Raw genomic sequence first — 21,223 nt, 5'->3', positions numbered from 1 at the left:
TTGGCGAGAGACAGCAATCGGCCATTGGCTGTCCTCCACGAAAAGCTAACTAGTAATCATTATCTAAAAAACAAAAACCTGATAAAAATCAGTATATTAGGGCATAAACCTAAGCCAGCATCTAAAGTCGAAAGATCACGACCCAAGCAACTCCGGAGTATTGAAATTCGACAACCTGGGATCCCCCACAGCACAGTCCAACCCACAGCACCCCCCAACCCCCACCAGAGCCCGCTGCAAACTCCGTTCCCCCTCCAGCCAAGCCCGCCGCAACAACGGCAACACCCGCCGAGGCAAAACCGCAAACATCGGCTGCCAATATCCCCCCTGACGCACCATCGCCGGCAAATCCTGCCCAACCGCAAGCTCAAGCAAATCCTCGATCAAGCGACGGTCAATCAACGGCGCATCACACCCCAACACCACCACCCAGTCATGCCGAGCCACCGCCAACCCCGCAATCACCCCAGCCAAGGGCCCCGGATAATCCGCCTCGGCATCAGCCACCAACTGATCAGCATACCCACGGTACAGCTCTTGATTTCGGTTACAGGAAATCACCACATCGTCGGTCAACGGCCGCACCACCCGCTGCACATGCGCCACCAACGGCTCCCCACGCCACTCCAGCAACCCCTTGTCGCGCCCACCCATACGCGCCCCCCGGCCACCGGCAAGGATCAATACAGAACAGGCAGGCAATCGCGCAGACATAAAAAAGGGCTCCTGGCAGTCAAGCCAGAAACCCTCCCATGTCACACCCAGCTTGTCCAGTCAGCCGCGCTCGCTTGCCTCAACGCCAGCCTTGCGTCGCCCAGCCAAGCGCATCACTACCACGAAGAACACCGGCACAAACACCACCGCCAGCGTCGCGCTGAGCATGCCGCCAATCACCCCGGTACCGATCGCCTGCTGGCTCGCCGAACTCGCACCGCTGGCAATCGCCAACGGCACCACGCCGAGAATGAACGCCAGCGACGTCATCACGATCGGCCGCAGCCGCAGCCTTGCCGCCTGTACCGCGGCATCAACCGGATCATGGCCCTGATCGACCAGGCTCTTGGCGAACTCGATGATCAGAATCGCGTTCTTCGCCGACAAGCCAATCAAGGTGATCAAACCAACCTTGAAGAACACGTCATTGGGCATGCCGCGCAGCGTTACTGCCAGCACTGCACCGAGCACGCCTAGCGGTACCACCAGCAGCACCGCAGTCGGGATCGACCAGCTCTCGTACAGCGCCGCCAGGCACAGGAACACGATCAGCAGCGACAAGGCCAGCAACAGCGGTGCCTGGCTGCCGGACAAGCGCTCCTGCAGCGACAGCCCCGTCCACTCCAGCGCAGTGCCGGCGGGCAATTGATCGACCAGGCGCTGCATTTCGTCCATGGCGTCACCTGAGCTGTAACCAGGCGCTGGCTCGCCGCTGATGGAAACCGCCGGATAACCGTTATAGCGGGTCAATTGCACCGGCCCGGTGACCCACTTGGCCTGTACGAACGCTGCCAGTGGCACCATCTTGCCGCTGTCATTGCGCACGTGGATCTTCAGCAAGTCCTCGACCTGGCTGCGCTGATCGCCCTCGGCCTGGACCACTACCCGTTGCATGCGGCCCTGGTTGGGGAAGTCGTTGACGTAGCTTGAGCCCACCGCGGTATCCAGCACTGAACCGATATCAGCGAACGAGATGCCCAGCGCGTTGGCCTGACGCCGGTCGATTTCAAGCTGAATCTGCGGGCTTTCCGCCAGCGACGACTCACGCACGTTGACCAGCAGCTTGCTCTTGCCTGCCTCGGCCAGGAGTTGGTCGCGGGCGGCCATCAGTTGCGCATGGCCAAGGCCGCCGCGGTCCTGCAGGCGCAGCTCGAAGCCGGTCGACTCGCCGAGGCCGTCGATGGGCGGCGGCAGCACCGAGAACGCCACGGCGTCCTTGATCTGGCTGAACGCCTGATTGGCCCGGTCCGCGATGGCTTGCGCGCTGTCGGCAGCACCACGCTCGGACCAGTCCTTGAGCGTGGTGAACGCCAACGCGGCATTCTGCCCGCTGCCTGAGAAGCTGAAGCCAAGAATCAACGTGGTATTGCCAACCCCAGCCTCGCCGCTGTTATGCGCCTCGATCTGCGCCGCCACCTGTTCGGTGCGGGCGCGGCTGGCGCCCGGCGGCAGTTGGATGTCGGTGATGGTGTAGCCCTGGTCTTCGGTCGGCAGAAACGCCGTCGGCAACTGGCTGAAGCCATATCCTAGCACCGCCAGCAACACGCCATACAGCAGCAGATAGCGACCGCTGCGCTTGAGCGCGTGCACCACCCAGCGCTGGTAACCGTCGCTCATGCGCTCGAAACGGCGATTGAACCAGCCAAAGAAGCCCTTGCTGGCGTGCTCGCCACCTTTGGCTACCGGCTTGAGCAGGGTGGCGCACAGGGCAGGGGTCAAGCTCAGGGCAAGGAAGGCCGAGAACAGGATCGACACCGCCATCGACACCGAGAACTGCTGGTAGATCACCCCCACCGAGCCTTGCATGAAGGCCATCGGCAGAAACACCGCGACCAGCACCAGGGTGATGCCGACAATGGCGCCGCTGATCTGGCCCATCGCCTTGCGCGTTGCCTGCTTGGGCGGCAGGCCTTCCTCGGCCATGATCCGCTCGACGTTTTCCACCACCACGATGGCGTCGTCGACCAGGATGCCAATGGCCAGAACCATGCCGAACAAAGTCAGCACGTTGATCGAGAACCCCATCGCCATCATCACGGCAAAGGTCCCCATCAGCGCCACCGGCACCACCAGGGTCGGGATCAGCGTGTAGCGAATGTTCTGCAGGAACAGAAACATCACTGCAAACACCAGCAGCATCGCCTCGAACAGGGTCGTGATGACCTGCTGGATCGAGACCTTGACGAATGGCGAGGTGTCATACGGGATGTCGTACTTGACCCCGGCCGGGAACAGCGGCGCCAGTTGCTCCATCTTCTCGCGAACCAGGGTCGCGGTCTGCATGGCGTTGGCGCCGGGCGACAGCTGCACGGCAAAGGCCGTCGACGGTTTGCCGTTCAGGCGCGTGCCGAATTGGTAGTCCTGCGCGCCGATCTCGACCCGGGCGACATCGCCGACGGTCACGCTGGAACCGTCCGGGTTGGCCCGCAGGACGATGTCGGCGAATTCCTGCGGCGTGCTCAGTTGGCCCTTGACTACCACGTTGGCAGTGATTTCCTGGGTTGGCCTGCTCGGCAGATCGCCAATGCTGCCGGGTGCCACCTGAGCATTCTGCGCGGCGATGGCCACCGAGACGTCGTTGGGCGTGAGGTTGAAGCCGATCAGCTTGGCCGGGTCGATCCAGATCCGCATGGCCCGTTCCGAGCCGTACAGCTGCGCCTTGCCAACACCCTTGAGGCGGCGGATCTCGTTCATCACGTTGCGCGCAAGGATGTCGCTGAGGGCAGTTTCATCGAGGCTGCCGTCCTCGGAGGTGAGGGTGGCCAGCAACAGGAAACCGGTCGAAACTTTTTCGACTTGCAAACCTTGCTGGGTGACCGGCCGCGGCAAGCGCGACTCGACCACCTTGAGGCGGTTCTGCACATCGACCTGAGCCAGGTCCGGCTGAGTGCCCGGCTCGAAGGTGGCGGTGATGGTGGCGCTGCCCAGGCTGCTTTGCGAGTTGAAATAGAGCAGGTTGTCGGCGCCGTTGAGCTCCTGCTCGATCAGGCTGACCACGCTCTCGTCCATGGTTGCAGCGGAAGCACCCGGGTAGACGGCATAGATCTCGATCTGTGGCGGCGCCACGTTGGGATACTGCGCCACCGGCAGCTTGGGAATGCTCAGCGCCCCCGCAAGCAGGATGAACAGCGCTACGACCCAGGCGAAAATCGGCCGGTCAATGAAAAACTGCGGCATGAATCAGGCCCTCACTGGCCGTTGTGCTGGACGATGGGGTTGGCGTCAGCTTTTAGGTCAACCCGCACCTGATCGCCGGCCTTGATGTGTTGCAGGCCTTCGATTACCACGCGGTCGCCAGGCTGCAGGCCTTCATTGACGATCCAGCGATCGCCCTGGGCATTGCCCAGGACCACTTCGCGGGCAACGACCTGGTCCTGCTGATCGACCAGCATGACTTTGGCCACGCCTGCGCTGTCACGCAGGATGGCCCGCTGCGGCACGCTGATGCCCTTGGGTTGTACCGCCTGCTCCAGGCGTACGCGCACGTAGCTGCCGGGCAGCAGGTCGAGGTCCGGGTTGGGGAATTCGCTGCGTAGGGTGATCTGGTTGGTGCTCGGGTCGACACTGATGTCCGAGAACAGCAGCTTGCCCGGCAGCGGATAGGCACTGCCGTCATCCTGAATCAGGGTGGCCTTGGCTTGATCCTCGCCGACCTGGCTTAGCTCACCGGCCCGCAGCGCCCGGCGCAGGGCGGTCAGCTCGCGGGTCGACTGGGTGACGTCGGCGTGGATTGGGTTCAATTGCTGGATCGTCGCCAGCGGCGTGCTTTCGTTCTGCCCGACCAGCGCGCCCTCGGTGACCAGCGCGCGGCCAATGCGCCCGGCAATCGGCGCGGTGACGGTAGCATAACCCAGGCTCAGCCGGGCGCGATCGAGCGCGGCTTTGGCCTGGGCAACTTCGGCGTCGGCTTGCAGCAAGGCGGCGTGGGCGTTGTCGTATTCCTGGCGGCTGACGGCCTTGTCGGCCACCAGCTCGCCGTAGCGTTGATCCTGCAGGCGCGCTTGATAGCGGGTCGCCTCGGCGCGGGCCAGGGTGGCGCGGGCGCTGTCGAGGTCTGCCTTGAACGGCGCCGGGTCGATCAGGAACAACACATCACCCTGTTTGACGTCGCTGCCCTCGCGATAAACCCGCTTGAGCACCACGCCAGCCACCCGTGCACGCACTTCGGCGGTGCGCGGGGCAAGGATGCGACCGCTCAGTTCGCTGGTGATCGCCAGCGGCTGGACCTGCACGGTCTCAACCCGCACCTGCGCCGGAGGCGCTTGGTCGTCTGGCTTGGCAGCGCTGTCGCAGCCGGCGAGCAGTACACCGAGCAGCGCCAAAGGCGCCAGATGGCGCAGGGGGAGTGTTGGATAGTTAGACATACGCAGCTTTCCGATAATGACCGGCGCTATGCTAAAGCACCTGGCCACTAATAAGCTGTGAAGCACTGTAGGGCGTATGTGAAAAAGTGTAAGGAAAACGGCTGCGGCTGCGTAGGATCTATATCCTCATTACTGACTTCCCTCAGCCAAGCTACTTATGCCGAACATTCTTCTGGTTGAAGACGACAGCGCGTTGTCCGAACTGATTGCCAGCTACCTGCAGCGCAACGATTTCCACGTCACCGTCATTGCTCGCGGCGATCAGGTGCTGGACGAATGCCGGCGGCAGCGGCCTGATCTGGTCATCCTCGACCTGATGCTGCCCGGCCTGGATGGTTTGCAGGTATGCCGTTTGCTGCGCCAGGAATCACAGTGCCTGCCGATTCTCATGCTGACTGCCCGCGACGATAGCCACGACCAGGTGCTGGGCCTGGAAATGGGCGCTGACGATTATGTCAGCAAGCCCTGCGAGCCGCGGGTGCTGCTGGCCCGAGTACGTACCTTGCTGCGCCGCAGCAGCGTGAATGAACCGCACCTGGAAAGCGATGTGATCCAGGTCGGCGGGTTGCTTATCAATCTGGCCGAGCGCACGGTGAATTGGCGCGGCGAGGCAGTCGAGCTGTCCAGCGGTGAGTACAACCTGCTGGTGGTGCTGGCGCGCAACGCCGGTGAAGTGCTCAGCCGCGACCGCATCCTGCAACAGTTGCGGGGCATCGAGTTCAACGGCACCGATCGCTCGGTGGACGTGGCGATCTCCAAGCTGCGGCGCAGGTTCGACGACAACGCCGGCGAAGCGCGCAAAATCAAGACCGTGTGGGGCAAGGGTTACCTGTTCAGCCGCGGCGAATGGGAGTACTGAAGGCACCATGCTGAAGATTCTGGTACGCCTTTACCTGCTGATCATCGTTGCCTACGCCGGCGCGTTGTTGTTGATCCCCGATGCCATCGTCGGTGCTTTCCATGAACGTTTCATGGCCTTCAATCAAGACCAGGCCAGGGGCGTGCAAACCCTGATCGTGCGCCAGTTCCAGCAGGCGCCGGCTGAGCAATGGCCGGCGGTCGAGCGTGAAGTGGCGGATATTTTCCGCCCTTTGCAGGTGCAACTGCTGCGCTGGGATCAGGCTGCGCTAACGGCGCCCGAACGCGAGCGCCTGCAGGCAGGCTTGCATGTTGTGCGCCTGGGCGACTGGGGTTACTACCGAACGGCAATGGCGGCGCTGGACAGCGAGTGGCTGGTGAGCCTGCACAGCCCGCCCGATCCGGTCGACATCAACCTGCTGTCCTGGGGCGTGACCGTGCTGATCGGTGCCGCCTTGCTCGGCTGCCTGTTGGGCTGGGTGTGGCCACACTGGCGGGATCTGCAGCGGCTCAAGAAAACCGCGCGGCGTCTCGGCGAAGGGCAACTAACCGCGCGCACGCAGATATCTGCGCGCTCCAACATCGGTGAACTGGCCGGTGTGTTCGACACCATGGCCAGCGACCTGGAGCGGCACGTCAACGAACAACGTGAACTGCTCAATGCTGTCTCGCACGAACTGCGCACGCCGCTGACCCGGCTGGATTTTGGCCTGGTACTGCTGTTTGACGAAGTGCCGCCAGCCAACCGCAAGCGCTTGCTGGAGCTGGTCGGCCACGTTCGCGAGCTTGATGAGCTGGTCCTCGAGTTGTTGTCCTACAGCCGGCTGCAAACCGCCGGGCAGGCCAACGAACGGGTGGAAGTGTCGCTGCTGGAGCTGGTCGACAGCGTCCTTGGCGGTTTTGCCGAGGAGCTGGATAGTCGTGGTGTTCAGTGGGAAGTCAAAGCCGAGGCCAACCTGCCGCGCTTCGTCCTCGACCCGCGCCTGACCGCCCGCGCCGTGCAAAACCTGGTACGCAATGCCATGCGCTATTGCGACGAAAAGCTGCTGCTGCGCCTGCGCCTGGAGGACGGCGCTTGTCTGCTTACGGTTGAGGACGACGGCATCGGCATCCCGCAGGAGGAGCGCGAGCGGATCTTCCAGCCGTTCTATCGGCTGGACCGCAGCCGCGATCGCAATAGCGGCGGCTTTGGCCTGGGCCTGGCGATCAGCCGGCGGGCAATCGAAGGGCAGGGCGGCACACTTACGGTTGCCCAGTCGGCGCTCGGCGGGGCGCAGTTCCGCATACGCTTGCCGGCGGCTTGAACATCGCCGCCAAGCGGCGTACCGTTTGCGGGCCGTTTCTCCCAGGAGCCGTACATGCAAGGCAAGGCCCGCAAGATCGTTCAGGCCATCTGCTACGAAGTCATCGCCGTGGCCTGCGTAGCCCCCGCCCTGGCGCTGATGTTCGATGCCGGCATGGCCCACTCGACGGCGCTGTCGGTGCTTATGTCCGGGGTTGCGATGAGCTGGAACATGGCCTTCAACTGGGCGTTCGAGCGCTGGGAGGCGCGCCAGACCAAACGCAAGCGCACCGTCCTGCGGCGCATCCTCCACGCACTGGGCTTTGAAGGCGGGCTGGTTGTGTTGTTGCTGCCACTGGTGGCGTACTGGCTGGATATCAGCCTGTGGGCGGCATTGCTCACCAACCTGGCGCTGTTCGCGTTTTTCTTCGTCTACGCGTTCGTGTTCCAGTGGGGCTTTGACAAGGTCTTCGATGTGCCGCTCTCGGCGCAGCAAGCCAAGTGTTGACGGCTTGTAGCGCAACAGGATAAGTTCCTTACCCATGAATACCTTCCCGCAGCGTCGCGCCCTGAACATTATTATTACCGCCATTATCGGATTGGCGGGCTAGCGCGTACGTGCACCTAACCCGCCCTGGAGGCGGGTTTGTTTTCTCTGACTCCTGGGCAATACCGCAACCACCAGGAGTCATCGATGACCAATCTCAACGTCAACCCGCGTCTCACGCCCGCGCAACTGCTAACCGAGCAAGTGCGGCGTATTCTTGCTGCGCCGGTGTATGACCTGGCCATTGAAACTCCACTGCAAGGCGCTGCGGCGCTGTCGGCCAGCCTTGGCAACCAGGTCCTGCTCAAGCGCGAAGACCTGCAACCGACGTTCTCCTTCAAGATCCGCGGCGCTTACACCCGCCTATCGCGCCTGACCGCAGCCCAGCGCGAGCGCGGCGTGATCACCGCTTCTGCCGGCAACCATGCTCAGGGCGTCGCCCTGGCCGCTGCCCATCTGGGTTTGCAGGCAACTATCGTCATGCCCACCACCACGCCAACCCTGAAGATCGAGGGTGTGCGTTCGCGCGGCGGTAATGTGGTGTTGCATGGCGAAAGCTTCCCCCATGCGCTGGCCCACGCGCTGCGCTTGGCCGACGAGCATGGCGCGACCTTCGTGCCGCCGTTCGACGACCCCGATGTAATCGCCGGGCAAGGCACCGTAGCCATGGAAATCCTCCGCCAGCAGCCGGGCGCGCTGGATGCGATCTTCGTGCCGGTGGGTGGCGGTGGCCTGATCGCCGGCATTGCTGCCTATGTCAAATACCTGCGCCCCGAGATCAAGGTGATCGGCGTCGAACCGCACGATTCCAACTGCCTGCAAGCGGCACTGGCGGCGGGCGAACGGGTGATCCTGCCCCAGGTCGGCACCTTTGCCGATGGTGTGGCGGTGGCGCAGATCGGCGCGCACTGCTTTGAGCTATGCCGGCACTTTGTCGATGAAGTGATCACCGTCAGCAGCGACGAGCTGTGTGCGGCAATCAAGGACATCTATGACGACACCCGCTCGATCACCGAGCCATCCGGCGCGCTGGCCGTGGCCGGGATCAAGAAATACGTCGCCCGCGAGGGCGCAAAAGGGCAAACGCTGGTGGCGATCGACTCCGGCGCCAACGTCAACTTCGACCGCCTGCGCCATGTTGCCGAGCGGGCCGAGCTGGGTGAGCAGCGCGAGGCGATCATTGCCGTGACCATTCCCGAGCAGCCCGGCAGCTTCCGCGCCTTCTGCCAAGCGCTGGGCAAGCGCCAGATCACCGAGTTCAACTACCGCTTTTACCCAGGCAAGGAAGCCCGGCTGTTCGTGGGCGTGCAGACCCACCCGCTGACTGACCCTCGCGAGCAGTTGTTGGCCAGCTTGAGCGGGCAGGGCTATCAGGTGCTCGACCTGACCGACAACGAACTGGCCAAGCTGCATGTGCGCCATACCGTCGGCGGGCACGCTGCCCCAGGCAGCAATGAGCGGGTGCTGCGCTTCGAGTTCCCGGAGCGGCCAGGGGCGTTGATGGACTTCCTCGAGCGCCTGGGCAAACGCTGGAACATCAGTCTGTTCCACTACCGCAACCATGGTGCCGCCGAAGCGCGGGTGTTCGCCGCGCTGGAAGTCCCCGACGAGGAGCTGGTGGGCCTGCCGGCTGCGCTGGATGAGATGGGTTACCGCTACTGGGACGAGACCGACAACCCTGCCTATCGGTTATTCCTCGGCTAAACCGATAGTCGGTCTGCCTGGCGGATTGATCGTTGCTATGGATCAACACTGTGGGCCGCGATTGGGCAGATTCTCAAGGTAGACAGACCTTGAGGATCCGCCCCCATGAGCAGCACCTTTTTCATCCCCGCCGTGAATATCATGGGCATTGATTGCCTGGACGAAGCGATGACTGCCATCGCTGGCTACGGCCTGCGCAAGGCATTGATCGTCACCGACCAGGGCCTGGCCCGGGCTGGCGTTGCCGAGCGCATTGCCGGCCTGCTCGCCATGCGTGATATCGATGCCGTGGTGTTTGACGGCGCGCGGCCCAACCCAACCATTGCCAACGTCGAAGCAGGCCTGGCCGTGTTGCAACGTGAACACTGCGACTGCATCGTCTCGCTGGGCGGCGGGTCGCCCCACGACTGCGCCAAGGGTATCGCCCTGTGCGCTACCAATGGTGGGCGGATCAGTGACTACGAAGGGGTTGACCGCTCGACCAAGCCGCAACTGCCGCTGATTGCGATCAACACCACCGCCGGCACCGCCAGCGAAATGACCCGTTTCTGCATCATCACCGACGAAGCCCGCCACGTGAAAATGGCCATTGTCGACCGCAACGTGACGCCGATCCTCTCGGTCAACGACCCGGCGCTGATGGCTGCCATGCCCAAGGGCCTGACTGCAGCCACCGGCATGGATGCCCTGACTCACGCCATCGAAGCCTACGTTTCCACCGCTGCCACGCCGATTACCGACGCCTGCGCGCTAAAAGCCATCAGCCTGATCAGCGACAACCTGCGCCAGGCCGTCGCCGATGGCAGCGACCTGCAGGCGCGGGAGAACATGGCCTACGCGCAGTTCCTGGCCGGCATGGCCTTCAACAATGCGTCGTTGGGGTTCGTGCATGCCATGGCGCACCAACTCGGCGGCTTGTATGACTTGCCCCATGGCGTGTGCAATGCGGTGCTGCTGCCGCACGTGCAGCGCTTCAACGCCAAGGTCAGCTCGCCGCGTTTGCGCGATGTCGCCAAGGCGATGGGGATCAAGGTGTGTGGGCTGGATGCAGAGCAAGGCGCTGGCGCAGCGATTTCGGCGATCGAGCACCTGGCCGTGGCGGTTGGCATTCCTGCAGGCCTGGCAGAACTTGGCGCGCGTATGCAGGACGTGCCGCTGCTGGCTGAAAATGCGTTGAAGGACGCCTGTGGCGTGACCAATCCACGCACCGCCAGCCAGGCGCAAATCGAAGCAATCTTCCGCGCGGCGTTCTGAGCCGTTCCAGCGCGGCCTGGCCCCACGCGGGGCCAGGCCGCTTCAGCGCTCGCGCATGAAAAAACCGGCGACAAACTTGCGGAAGGTCTCCAGGCTTTTGAAGTCGGCGTAACGCTTGAAGTGCTCGGTGTCGGGCTCCGGTCCGACCGGCTGTTCCAGCAGTGACACTGACAACACCCGGTCCTGATCCGAGGTCAGCACCAGCTCATCCATCACCTGGCCTCCAATCACCGGGCGGCGCATCAGCACCTTGACCCCTTTGCTGGCCATCCAGTCGATCAGCGACACCAACGCCTTGAGCGGTTCGCGTTCTTCGTCGCGGTACACCGGGAACAGATGCGCGCGTGACAGCACCGGCACGCTGGCAACGTGGATCAACTCATAGAAGTTGCTCCCGGCAGTGGCCGGCGAGTACAGCGCCAGGGCCAGCAGCGGACCGCTGGTGCGGTTGCCACCCCAGTACAGATGATGGCCCTGGAAGTCGAAGCCATCCTCACTGCGGGCATTGAACAGCTTGCGCCCCTTGATCTGATCGACGCAGTCGAGCAGCAAGCCATGCCGACGGTGATTGCCGAACACCGTCGCCTCACGCAGGCGTGCTTTGAGCATCATCATGTGCTTCATGTCCAGCCGCGTTTCCAAATAGTTGCTGGCCGGCACGCGCTCGAGCAATGGGTAACGGCTGGCCACGCTGCGCAGCTCGGCGAACTGCGCGGTGAGGTCCTTTTTCAGGTGGCTGGCATAGACGTTGAGGCCGCTGATTTCGATCCAGGTCAGCAGCAGCGACAGCAGGTGCTGTTGTGCCCTGCGTTCGGCAGCCTCGTTGACCGGGCCGGCGGGGCCTTGCTCGCTGGCCTTGCGGAAGTCGCCAATCAGCCCCAGCGGCGTGTCTGGCGCAAGCCACGCGGGCGGCGGCGTGCTCTCCTGGCGGCTCTGTTCAGCCTCGCGCTCATCCTTGCTGAACGGGCAGCCAGGGGTATGTTCGGGGGTGTCCGGATTATTGCGCAGGACCAGCCTGCCAGTATCGCCATTGAGGGCAATGTTAAGCACCGGCAAGGCGTCCTTGCGACAGTCGCAGGCCAGCCACTGGTTGGCGCTGCGCACCTTCATCAGCATCTGGTTGGCCTGCAGCACAGCTGGCCCGCTCAGGCTGCCGGCAGCAAAGCCTGCCAGCAGTTCTTCCTCGGCCAGGGTCAGGCTTCGCACCAGGCTGGCGTTTTTTTCGATGATTCGCATGTGGAGCAGCTCCCAGCTACAAGCCCCAAGCTTCAAGCAAAGCGCGGCTGCTTTCAACTTGAAGCTGGAGGCCGACCCCTTGCAGGCGCTAGAAGATGTAATCGGTGGTCAGGAAGCTCGACTGGCGATTACGGATGATCTCGCTGATCAGGTCCTTGTTGGCCTCCTGGAACTTGGTGGCTACCAAAGTACGGATCGAGAATACCCGCAGTGCGTCGTGCACCGACAAGGTGCCCTCGGCGCTGTTCTTGCGCCCGTTGAAAGGGTAGGTGTCCGGCCCGCGCTGGCACTGCGCATTGAGGTTGATCCGGCCAACCTGATTGGCGAAGGTATCGACCAGGCTGCCAATGGTGGCCGGGTCATTGCCGAACAGGCTGAGCTGTTGACCGTAGTCGGAGTCGAGCACGTACTCGATCACCGTCTCCAGGTCGCGGTACGGCACCACCGGTACAACCGGGCCAAACTGCTCTTCTTGATAGACGCGCATGTCGGCGCTGACCGGGTAGAGCAGGGCAGGGAAGAAGAACGAACCGCGGCTCTGGCCACCACCTTCATTGAGCACCCGTGCACCTTTGCCAGTGGCATCGGCAACCAGGCCGTTGAGGTAGTCGACCTTGCCGTGCTCGGGCAGCGGCGTCAGCGCCACACCCGGGGCCCACGGCATGCCAGGCTTGAGGGCAGCCAGTTTACGCTGGAACTTGTCGAGGAACGCGTCGACCACATCCTCGTGCACGAACAGGATCTTCAACGCGGTGCAACGCTGGCCGTTGAACGACAACGCGCCGGTGACGGCTTCGTCGACTGCATTGTCGAGGTCGACCTGGGGCAGCACGATGCCTGGGTTCTTGGCATCCAGGCCCAACGCTGCGCGCAGGCGGTGCGGGCGCGGGTGGAGTTTTTTCAGGTCGCTGGCGGCCTTGTGCGTACCGATAAAGGCGAACACATCGACCTTGCCGCTGGCCATCAACGCGCTGACGGTTTCTCGCCCGCGGCCGTAGATCACGTTGATCACCCCCGGCGGGAAGCTGTCGCGGAACGCTTCCAGCAGCGGCCTGATCAGAAGCACGCCGAACTTGGCCGGTTTGAACACCACGGTATTGCCCATGATCAACGCCGGGATCAGCGTGGTGAAGGTCTCGTTCAACGGGTAGTTGTAGGGCCCCATGCACAACGCTACGCCCAGCGGCGCGCGCCGGATCTGGCCGAGCGTGCCTTGCTCGAGCTCGAAGCGGCTGGAGCGTCGGTCGAGGTCTTTCAGGGCATTGATGGTATCGACGATGTAATCGCAGGTGCGGTCGAACTCCTTCTCGGAATCCTTGAGGTTCTTGCCGATTTCCCACATCAGCAGCTTGACCACCGCCGTGCGTTGCTCGCGCATCCGGTCAAGGAACGCCTGCACATGCTCGATCCGCTCGGCCACACGCATGGTCGGCCAGGCACCGCGGCCTTTGTCGTAAGCGTGGACTGCAGCGTCCAGCGCCGTCAGTGCAGTGTCGGCGTCCAGCAACGGTGCGCTGCCGAGGATCACTTGCTGCTCTTCATCGCCATGCTTGAGCCAGATCGGGCTGCGCACGGTGGCCAGCGGGCCAGGCCACTGGCGCAGTTCGCCATTGACCAGATAATCGCGTTGCTCCAGCGGCGGCCCGAGGCGCCAGGCCTCGGGGATGTCATCGGCGGTTGGAAACAACGAATCGAGCAGACTGTCCATGAATACTGCACCTCACGATTAGTGTATGGGTGAAACGCTTCAGCTGTTCGAGCATGCGCTCGCACGAGGAAAAACACCAGTCTGGCTCAACATTGCCCAACCTGCGCCGATACACAATCCATCGACCTGCGACCGCGCATTCATGATCAGTGCTTTCCTCGACCAAGATCCCTCAGTGCCCGCCGCCAACCCGGTGCGGCGCGGTATCAACCGCCTGTTGCCGGTAGGCTTTGCCTTGATCGGTATTGGTCTGTCAGTTGTGCTGGGCCGCATAGACATGCAGCGCCAGCAGCTCGAGCAGGTGGCGCATGTGGCTACACAATTATCGGGGGTGAGGGTCGCTCTTGAGGCGCAATTGCGCGCTGCGTTTGGCGAGACCGAGGGCATCGCCCAGCTGATCACGGCCGATGGCGTGATCAGCGCCGAGCACTTTCGCGGCATGGCGCGTGAGGCGCTGGCCTCGGTGCCGTACATGCGCCATGTGGCCCTGGCGCCAGGCGATGTGATCAATGACGTGCACCCACGTGGGGGCAATCTGTCCGTCATTGGCCTGGACTACCATACCCTGCCTGACCAATACGCCATGCTCGAGCTCGCCCGGCAACGGCAACAGCCTGTACTGGCCGGCCCGGTCAAGCTCCACCAGGGCGGTGAAGCGCTGATTTACCGGCGCCCGGTGTTCGTCAACGGCAAGCGTGGGGTCAAATTCTACTGGGGCAATGTCTCTACCGTTGCCGATATCGACCGTTTGCTGCAGGCCGCCGGTATCGGCCCGGAGCTGCCGATTGACCTGGCCGTGCGCGGCAGCGACGGTAAAGGTGCCGAAGGCGGCATGATCTGGGGCAATGCCGGGCTGTTCAAAGAGCCGCTGCTGACGCAGACCGTCGAGGTGCCGGGTGGCCGTTGGCAATTGGTCGCCGAACCTCGCGAAGGTTGGCCTGCGCTGGCCTTGTTCACTTCGCCGCTGTTCCTGTTCGCCCTGAGTTTTACCGGCTTGTTCAGCTTGTTCGTTGCTCAGCTCAACCGTAGCCGGCGTCTGCTGCAACGGCGTAACCGCGAGCTGCGCGAGTCGCAGGCGCAGCTTGTGCGGCTGGCCCACTACGACACCATTACCGGGCTGCCCAACCGAGTGTTGTTCCAGCAGCAGTTGGCCGCTGCCATCAATCAAGGCCATGGCCTGGCTGTATTGATGCTGGACATCGACGGCTTCAAGCAGGTCAACGACAGCCTCGGCCACGCGATGGGCGACCTTTTGTTGCAACAGGCAACGGCGCGGTTTCTGCAAGAGCTGAACAAAGGCGATCGGGTTTGCCGCATGGGCGGTGATGAGTTCGTGTTCATGCTGCAGGGCAGCCAGAGCCAGGTCAGCCAGCAGGTGCAGGGGATCCTGCGGGCGTTGCAGCGGCCCTTCGATCTCAATGGCAACGCGGCGCTGGTCACCGGCAGCATCGGCCTGGCCTGGTGCCCGCAGCAGGGCAATGATGTCGACAGCCTGCTGCGTCATGCCGACACCGCGATGTACGTCGCCAAGGAAAACGGCCGCAATGCCTGGCGCCCTTACCATCCGGACATGACTGCACGCCTGCAGCAGCGTCTGGAGATGGAGCGCAACCTGCGCCGCGCCTTGCAGCACAATGAATTCGAGTTGTGGTATCAGCCCAAGATCGATCTGTTCAGCGGCCGGGTGGAAGGCGTCGAAGCGCTGCTGCGCTGGCGTGATCCGGTGCATGGCCTGGTTGCGCCGGGCGAGTTCGTGCCTTTGGCCGAGCAGACCGGTTTGATCATCCCGCTGGGCGAGCGCGTGCTGGAACTGGCCTGCGCGCAGCTGGCCAGCTGGCGCAACACTGACTGCTTGCCAGGACCGCTGGCCATCAACGTTGCGGCGCTGCAGATCGAGCGCAGTGATTACGTCAGCAGCCTGGCCGGCGCTTTGGCCAGTCATGGGCTGCCAGCGCAGTTGCTGGAAGTGGAAATTACCGAAAGCCTGTTGATGGAGAGCCAACAACAGGCCTGCGCCGTGCTCGCGCAACTGCAGGCAATGGGCGTGGCGACTGCAGTCGATGACTTCGGTACCGGCTACTCATCCTTGGCCTATCTGCGCTCGCTGCCCATCGATCACCTGAAGATCGATCGTGCGTTCATCAAGGACCTGCCTGACGATGATGACGCGGTAGCCGTTGCTCGGGCAATTATCGACCTGGGCCATGCCTTGGGTTTCCGGATCACCGGTGAGGGGATCGAAACCCAGGCGCAGTACGACTTCCTGCGCAATGCAGGTTGCGATCAGGGGCAAGGGTATCTGATGGCGCGGCCGATGCCCGCAGCCGCCCTGCAGGCGTGGTTGGCAGCGCGTCAACGTAGCCCGGTCAGCACAACCTGAAAGATAAAATTTGACGCCATAAAAGCATGCGCCATGCTGTCAAAATGCCGCTTGCAAAGGGGCTACCTTGCATCTTTAATTGTTACCAATTATGAGTGCGAAGTCATACAGCTATTGCATTAACTTTCAATAAGTTAAGCGCGTTTTCCTGCGCGTTGATGATGACCCTGCGTTTTGCCTGGATGGCTTTTGCCAAGGACATTGAAGAAGACATGAAAGAGAACCTGCAGGCAGTTGCTCGAAAATTCATCTCTCCCTCGATGCGCTACGAGATGCGGCATGTCTCTAATCGATTACGTGATGTGCTCAGCCGTGCCTGTGTCTGGCGCTGGGAAGTCAGCCGCTTTCGGCTCAAGCAAGAGAGCCCTTATCAGATCCTCTACATCGGCAGAAAGCAGCAGCGCGAAATGGCCAAACTGTTGATTGCCGGCAAGGGCCAGGCCGCGGTCGCCGAAACCTACGCGGTGGCGCCGTCAGGTGGCGCCGATCAAACCGTGGTGATCAGCGAAATGCCCACCAGCGGCGCGTTGTCGGTGCCGCATTATCTGAGCGCCGTAGTGCCGCTGGGTCGTCCCCTGGAAGACATCACCGCCCGCTATGACAGCGAACTACGCCGCAGCATTCGCAAGCACCGGCCGCTGTACCAGATGCGCCAGACTCTCGACGATGCTGAGATCGCCATGGCTGACCGTGAGCTGTTGCGCCCCTACGCCACCGCCCGGCAGGGCATTCATGCTGCCCAGTTTGCCACTGAAGAGGTGTTTCGCATCGCCAAGGGTGTTGGCCGTCTGGACCTGATCACGCTGGGCGATGACGTGGTCGCCTGCCATCTTGGCTGCGAAATCACTCGCGGCGGCAAGCGCTACTGGAGCACCCTGCGCTTTGGTTACTGCGAAGCGATATTCAGCGATGCCAAGAAGCTGCGTGAGGTCAATTCCATCACCACCTACATGGCCCTCGAATGGGCGTTGGCCAATGGTTATGACTATTACGACATTGGCCTGTGCCTGGCGCGTCCGGATGATGGTCTGCTCAAGTGGAAGCGACGGCGGGGCGGGGATGTCGATTCGCTGGGTAACCATGCCTATATGTTTGTGCGCTTGCCCAAGACGGGAGCCGCACAGTTTCTCTGGGATACGCCCCTGTTCGCGGTCGAGGGCAACAAATTGACGTTGCACCTGGGGTTGCCCGACGGGCCCAGTGATGACGAGGTCGCCAGCCGCTACCACGAGATGGTGTTCGGCGGGCTGCACAAGATCTACCTGTACGGCGGCCACGGCCATGGCGAAGGGTTTTTGCAGACCCTGCGCAGCCGCTATGCCAGCTTGCAATCGCCCCCCACGATGGAGCGGATTGTGTCCACCTAGCGGCCGCTAGTCAGGACGAATTGGCGCACCGCCCCTGTGTTGAACCCGTCCTGTGGGAGGAGGCTTCATGCCAAGCAATATCTCGAATTTCAGTGGCCAGCCAGCCTCGCGCCAGCACACCTGGACGCTTGCCGCATATCGGAACATTGCCCGGCAAAAGTTGGCGCGGTCAGCTGCGAGATCCCTGCAGAGCCTTGCGGTAAAGAGCTGGGATATCGCCCCGGGTGAGCGCACCATCACGCCACCGGCAATTTACCTGCCTGATCAAATGCAGCGGGTAACCGGCTGGGAGGCGCGTTTTTTCCCCTATGTGCATCCCGGCCCGACAATGGCCGGCGGCATCCAGGTCGAACATGGCCCCACCCGGGGCTATTTGCTCAAGGATGTCTGGCTTATCGATGGCGTTCTGTACAAGGACAACGCCAGCCTATGGCTGTCGGCCAAGCCGCGCACCCTTCCCAGGATCGCGGTGGAGCACGAGATCGAGCGCGCAGCGATCTACTGCACGCAGAATGGCAATTCGTGGTTTGGCACCTGGCTGATGGAAGACTGCGTGACCTATGCGCTGGCATGCGATGAGGGAGTGCCGGTAACGACTGCGCCCTCAGCACGCTTGCCGCTGTTCACTCAGGCGCCGCCCTATGAAGCCTGGTTGGGGATGAACCCGCTGCGCCTGCACACGGCCTTCTTCCGCGAGTTGGTCCTGTTCGATGACCAGAGCCACAACCGCAGCCGGCATGCACGCTATCGCGCCATGGGCGACAAGTTGCTATCACATGTCAGCCATGCGCCGCATCCCGGTGTGTTCTTGCTGCGCGGCGGCGCTGGCGAGCTGCGCCTGCTGCGCAACGAACTGGCGATTGCCGAGCACCTGCGCACGCAGTATGGCTTTCGCGTCATCGACCCGCTGCGCAACGATGTGCCCACCATTGTGGCGGCGTGCGCGGGTGCCAGGATTGTTGCGGGTGTCGAAGGCAGCCAGCTCGTCCACGGCGTCAACATATTGCGAGAGGGCGGGACCATCCTGACCCTGCAACCGCCCAACCGTTTTGTCAGTTATTACAAATACTTGGCAGATCGCGATGGGCAACATTTCGCGTTTGTCGTCGGTCAACCAGAAGGTGACGGCTTTATTATCGATAGGGATGAACTCGACCGAACTCTCGATCTGCTGCCAGCAGGCTAATACCCCATTGCCTGGCAATTGGGCAGGTGGATGTCTATTTGGCACGTGTTAAATGCAATCTATTACATTGCCTTCTCGTTTATGAAACACCTGCAGAACATATATATCGCCAAGCGGAATAACCGCGCCGCATTTGCTAACCAGTTAAACTCTGATTTGCGCCTGCGTAATGGTTCATTGACGCGAAATGTTCGCATTCAAGTGGTCATCAAGCCCCGCTTTTACCGCGAAGATTAGCGAGCATAGGCGCTTTTGGCCGTTGTTAGCTGATTAGGCAAAACAGCATATTTCAGTTGTCGTGTTTTTGACGAAAACAGTGCCCCCCGATTGAGTTTTATTATGGTGTCGGATCATTGACGTAATATCATTGTGCCCATAAGCTCATTTCAACACCCCATGCGATCTGCACCCAACTCATCTGTTTGTCCTCTTTCTGGAGGGGATTATGCGTTCGACCCTGTTTATCAAATCGATTTTCCTGCTGGTGCTGTTAAGCGGTGCTGCTCGTGCCGCTGATTCATATGTAAGCCAGAACAGCGTCATCCCGCTGACGACAGCGGCATGGTTGTTTGCGTTTGCAGTTGTGGGTTTTGTCGCCGTCGCCAATAGAAGAAAAATCTGATCGGCTTCAAGCGTTTGGCTGGTTTTCAATTGTGTGGGTGGGCGCCAGGTCTGATCGATCAAGATAGAGCAGCAGGGTTGGCTAGGAGCGGCTTGTCAATTCTCAAAGCCTAGCTATATTCCAGATGCCAGTGGCGCTAACGCCGGGTGATTGACAGGGCATTGCGGCAACGGCCGTAAAGCAGCGCAGAGCCGCTGCAGCGGTGGCAATGCAGCTTTGCAGTAGAGCGAGAGGTTGTGCGTAGTTCTCATTAAGTGCTCTTTTGACGGCCGCCTGGCCGGAGGGACCCCCATGGTGCGTTTGTTAGGTTCACTGGTCTGCGTGCTTGCGGTCTGGTCCGGTACGGTCAGTGCCGATGAAAAGAGTTCGCCTTATCTGCTGAGTCCGGGCGACAAGGTCACTGTTTCGGTGTGGGGCGATAACAGCCTGCGCCAGGAAACCAAAGTGCTGCCCGACGGCAGCATCACTTTCCCGCTGGCAGGCCGGGTTGATGTCGCTGGGTTGGATGTCACCACGGCGGCAAGCCGTGTCGCCCGCCAACTCGAAAAGTACATGCCAGACCCCAACGTCAGCGTCGTGGTAACTGAGGTCAACGGCAACCTGGTCTATGTGCAAGGCAAGGTGATGAAGCCTGGCCCGGTACAGATGTCTGGGCCGACAGCGGTGCTGCAGGCCTTGAGCATGTCCGGCGGACTGGACAAGTTCGCCGATGAAAGCGCGATCAAGGTGATCCGCCGTGTCGGCAATACCGAGCGGGTCTTGCCGGTGCGTTACAAGGATTTGGTTTCGGGGCGTGATCTGTCCACCAATATCCAACTTCAGGCTGGCGATACGCTGGTCGTCCCTTGAGCGGGCTGGTTAGCGCAAAATCGACCGTGCCGCTGCTTCGCGCAACAGGTGTTGTAACGGCAATCTGCATGTTGCCGTACTCGGCCTCGGTCCACGCTGCCGTCTGGCAGTCTTCGGCAACATTGCCCAGCACTGTCGAATACGACAGCAACCCGCTGTTGCTCAGCTCCCAGGAGCAAAGCGTGGTGCGCACCATCATTGCGCCCAATTACAGCCTGGTTGGCAAATACGATCGCGATGAGTTGCGCTTCGGCCTGGGTCTGACGGTGCTGCGCTCATCCGACAAGTCGGTGGTCGATGACCGCGAAGACCCTAATCTGAGTATTGGCTGGCAGCGTGAGACCGAAACCGGTGGTTTTGGCTTGCGTGGCCTGTACAGCGAAAGCTCGACACTTTCCGGCACAGTGCTTGAAACCGGTGTGGTCACCACTGACGGCACCCAGAAGCTGTATTCGCTGATTGGCAACTGGAACCGCGCGCTGACCGAGCGGACCACCCTGGAAAACGAAACCACCTACAACCGGGCCCGCTACGACATCAACACGCTTACCGGCTACGACGAACTGGCCAGCGAACTCACCCTGACCTACGCCTGGAGTGCGCAGACCCAGTTCTTCACCGGCATCACCGCCAGGCGCTACGAGCCTGACGATGACACCACCGCCAGCGCTTCCAACAGCTACGCGCCGGTGGTCGGGGTCAAGTACCAGTTCTCCGAGCGGCTCGAGGGCACCCTGCGCGTAGGCGTCAACCAGGTCTCTGGTGATGGCGGCGGGCGCCGCGGGGAAGGCGGTGCATCGCTGCGCTACAACGGCGAACGGCATGACGCCACGTTGACTGCCGAACGCAGCACGGTGGCCAGTGCCGAGGGCGGCTTTGCCGAAGTCGACGCCGTGCGCGGAAGCTGGAGTTATGCAGTCGATGAGCTGACCCGGGTCGGCGTCGACGCGGCCTGGCAAGACAGCAAGGGCCAGACCCCGAATACCTTGCAGACCTACGGCGTGTGGGCCAGCCGGGAGCTTTCGCAGTTCTGGGACGTGCGCTTGTCCTTGATGCACCGCGAGCGCAAGCAGAACGACCTGGGTGACGCCGTTGGCACCATTGTCGGCCTGACCCTCACTTACCGAATCCCCGACCTCTGACGTTCAGCCT

16 protein-coding genes are annotated in these 21,223 nt (G+C 62.0%); 11 read left to right on the top strand and 5 right to left on the bottom strand.

The window, feature by feature from the left end:
- Positions 1 to 135: 135 nt before the first annotated feature.
- Genes mobA through K3F44_RS07210 form a run of 3 tightly spaced genes read right to left on the bottom strand, consistent with a single transcriptional unit; the run spans position 136 to position 5,078 of the window.
- Complete coding sequence (gene mobA, locus K3F44_RS07220) at positions 136 to 714, bottom strand: molybdenum cofactor guanylyltransferase MobA (RefSeq protein ID WP_220633660.1); 579 nt, start codon at positions 712 to 714, stop codon at positions 136 to 138.
- Between the two features lie 60 nt (positions 715 to 774).
- Positions 775 to 3,891 carry an efflux RND transporter permease subunit gene (locus tag K3F44_RS07215; protein ID WP_101319623.1) on the bottom strand — a complete coding sequence of 1,039 codons (3,117 nt, stop codon included), beginning with the start codon at positions 3,889 to 3,891 and terminating at the stop codon, positions 775 to 777.
- 11 nt (positions 3,892 to 3,902) lie between these two features.
- Positions 3,903 to 5,078 carry an efflux RND transporter periplasmic adaptor subunit gene (locus tag K3F44_RS07210; RefSeq protein ID WP_220633659.1) on the bottom strand — a complete coding sequence of 392 codons (1,176 nt, stop codon included), beginning with the start codon at positions 5,076 to 5,078 and terminating at the stop codon, positions 3,903 to 3,905.
- Between the two features lie 157 nt (positions 5,079 to 5,235).
- Here K3F44_RS07210 and K3F44_RS07205 point away from each other — a divergent pair, with 157 nt between their 5' ends.
- From K3F44_RS07205 to yiaY, 5 genes are all read left to right on the top strand, one after another.
- The gene (locus K3F44_RS07205) at positions 5,236 to 5,937 is read left to right on the top strand and encodes a response regulator transcription factor (protein WP_101319619.1); all 702 of its coding nucleotides are present in this window, start codon (positions 5,236 to 5,238) and stop codon (positions 5,935 to 5,937) included.
- 7 nt (positions 5,938 to 5,944) lie between these two features.
- Positions 5,945 to 7,240 carry an ATP-binding protein gene (locus K3F44_RS07200; protein ID WP_220633658.1) on the top strand — a complete coding sequence of 432 codons (1,296 nt, stop codon included), beginning with the start codon at positions 5,945 to 5,947 and terminating at the stop codon, positions 7,238 to 7,240.
- A gap of 54 nt (positions 7,241 to 7,294) precedes the next feature.
- Positions 7,295 to 7,726: a PACE efflux transporter gene (locus K3F44_RS07195; RefSeq protein WP_101319615.1), complete on the top strand. Its 432-nt coding sequence runs from the start codon at positions 7,295 to 7,297 to the stop codon at positions 7,724 to 7,726.
- Positions 7,727 to 7,912: 186 nt separating this feature from the next.
- On the top strand, positions 7,913 to 9,469 hold the full coding sequence (gene ilvA / locus K3F44_RS07190) for a threonine ammonia-lyase, biosynthetic (protein WP_259407040.1): 1,557 nt from the start codon (positions 7,913 to 7,915) through the stop codon (positions 9,467 to 9,469).
- Positions 9,470 to 9,574: 105 nt separating this feature from the next.
- The gene (yiaY, locus tag K3F44_RS07185) at positions 9,575 to 10,723 is read left to right on the top strand and encodes an L-threonine dehydrogenase (RefSeq protein ID WP_220633657.1); all 1,149 of its coding nucleotides are present in this window, start codon (positions 9,575 to 9,577) and stop codon (positions 10,721 to 10,723) included.
- Positions 10,724 to 10,765: 42 nt separating this feature from the next.
- Here the strand turns inward: yiaY and K3F44_RS07180 are convergent, their stop codons facing one another.
- Together K3F44_RS07180 and K3F44_RS07175 are read right to left on the bottom strand one after the other, a co-directional pair.
- Complete coding sequence (locus K3F44_RS07180; protein ID WP_220633656.1) at positions 10,766 to 11,959, bottom strand: hypothetical protein; 1,194 nt, start codon at positions 11,957 to 11,959, stop codon at positions 10,766 to 10,768.
- An 88-nt stretch (positions 11,960 to 12,047) separates the two neighbouring features.
- Complete coding sequence (locus tag K3F44_RS07175) at positions 12,048 to 13,667, bottom strand: NADP-dependent glyceraldehyde-3-phosphate dehydrogenase (RefSeq protein ID WP_220633655.1); 1,620 nt, start codon at positions 13,665 to 13,667, stop codon at positions 12,048 to 12,050.
- 25 nt (positions 13,668 to 13,692) lie between these two features.
- On the opposite strand from K3F44_RS07175, the gene K3F44_RS07170 reads away from it, so the two are divergent.
- From K3F44_RS07170 to K3F44_RS07145, 6 genes are all read left to right on the top strand, one after another.
- A complete protein-coding gene (locus K3F44_RS07170) occupies positions 13,693 to 16,047 on the top strand; it encodes a bifunctional diguanylate cyclase/phosphodiesterase (protein WP_259407039.1) in 2,355 nt (784 codons plus the stop codon).
- A gap of 212 nt (positions 16,048 to 16,259) precedes the next feature.
- Complete coding sequence (locus K3F44_RS07165) at positions 16,260 to 17,414, top strand: hypothetical protein (RefSeq protein ID WP_220634154.1); 1,155 nt, start codon at positions 16,260 to 16,262, stop codon at positions 17,412 to 17,414.
- A 67-nt stretch (positions 17,415 to 17,481) separates the two neighbouring features.
- A complete protein-coding gene (locus tag K3F44_RS07160; RefSeq protein WP_220633654.1) occupies positions 17,482 to 18,600 on the top strand; it encodes a glycosyltransferase family 61 protein in 1,119 nt (372 codons plus the stop codon).
- A 445-nt stretch (positions 18,601 to 19,045) separates the two neighbouring features.
- Positions 19,046 to 19,222 (top strand): EPS-associated small membrane protein EppA, encoded by a 177-nt coding sequence (gene eppA, locus K3F44_RS07155; protein WP_178080767.1) that lies wholly within the window; start codon positions 19,046 to 19,048, stop codon positions 19,220 to 19,222.
- A 291-nt stretch (positions 19,223 to 19,513) separates the two neighbouring features.
- The gene (locus tag K3F44_RS07150; protein ID WP_101319602.1) at positions 19,514 to 20,071 is read left to right on the top strand and encodes a polysaccharide biosynthesis/export family protein; all 558 of its coding nucleotides are present in this window, start codon (positions 19,514 to 19,516) and stop codon (positions 20,069 to 20,071) included.
- A gap of 26 nt (positions 20,072 to 20,097) precedes the next feature.
- Positions 20,098 to 21,213: a hypothetical protein gene (locus tag K3F44_RS07145; protein ID WP_101319599.1), complete on the top strand. Its 1,116-nt coding sequence runs from the start codon at positions 20,098 to 20,100 to the stop codon at positions 21,211 to 21,213.
- The last annotated feature ends 10 nt before the right edge of the window (positions 21,214 to 21,223 follow it).

The organism is Pseudomonas sp. S07E 245 (genome assembly GCF_019599025.1).
Taxonomy (GTDB): Bacteria; Pseudomonadota; Gammaproteobacteria; order Pseudomonadales; family Pseudomonadaceae; genus Aquipseudomonas; species Aquipseudomonas shirazensis.
This window is presented reverse-complemented; position numbering and strand designations above follow the sequence as displayed.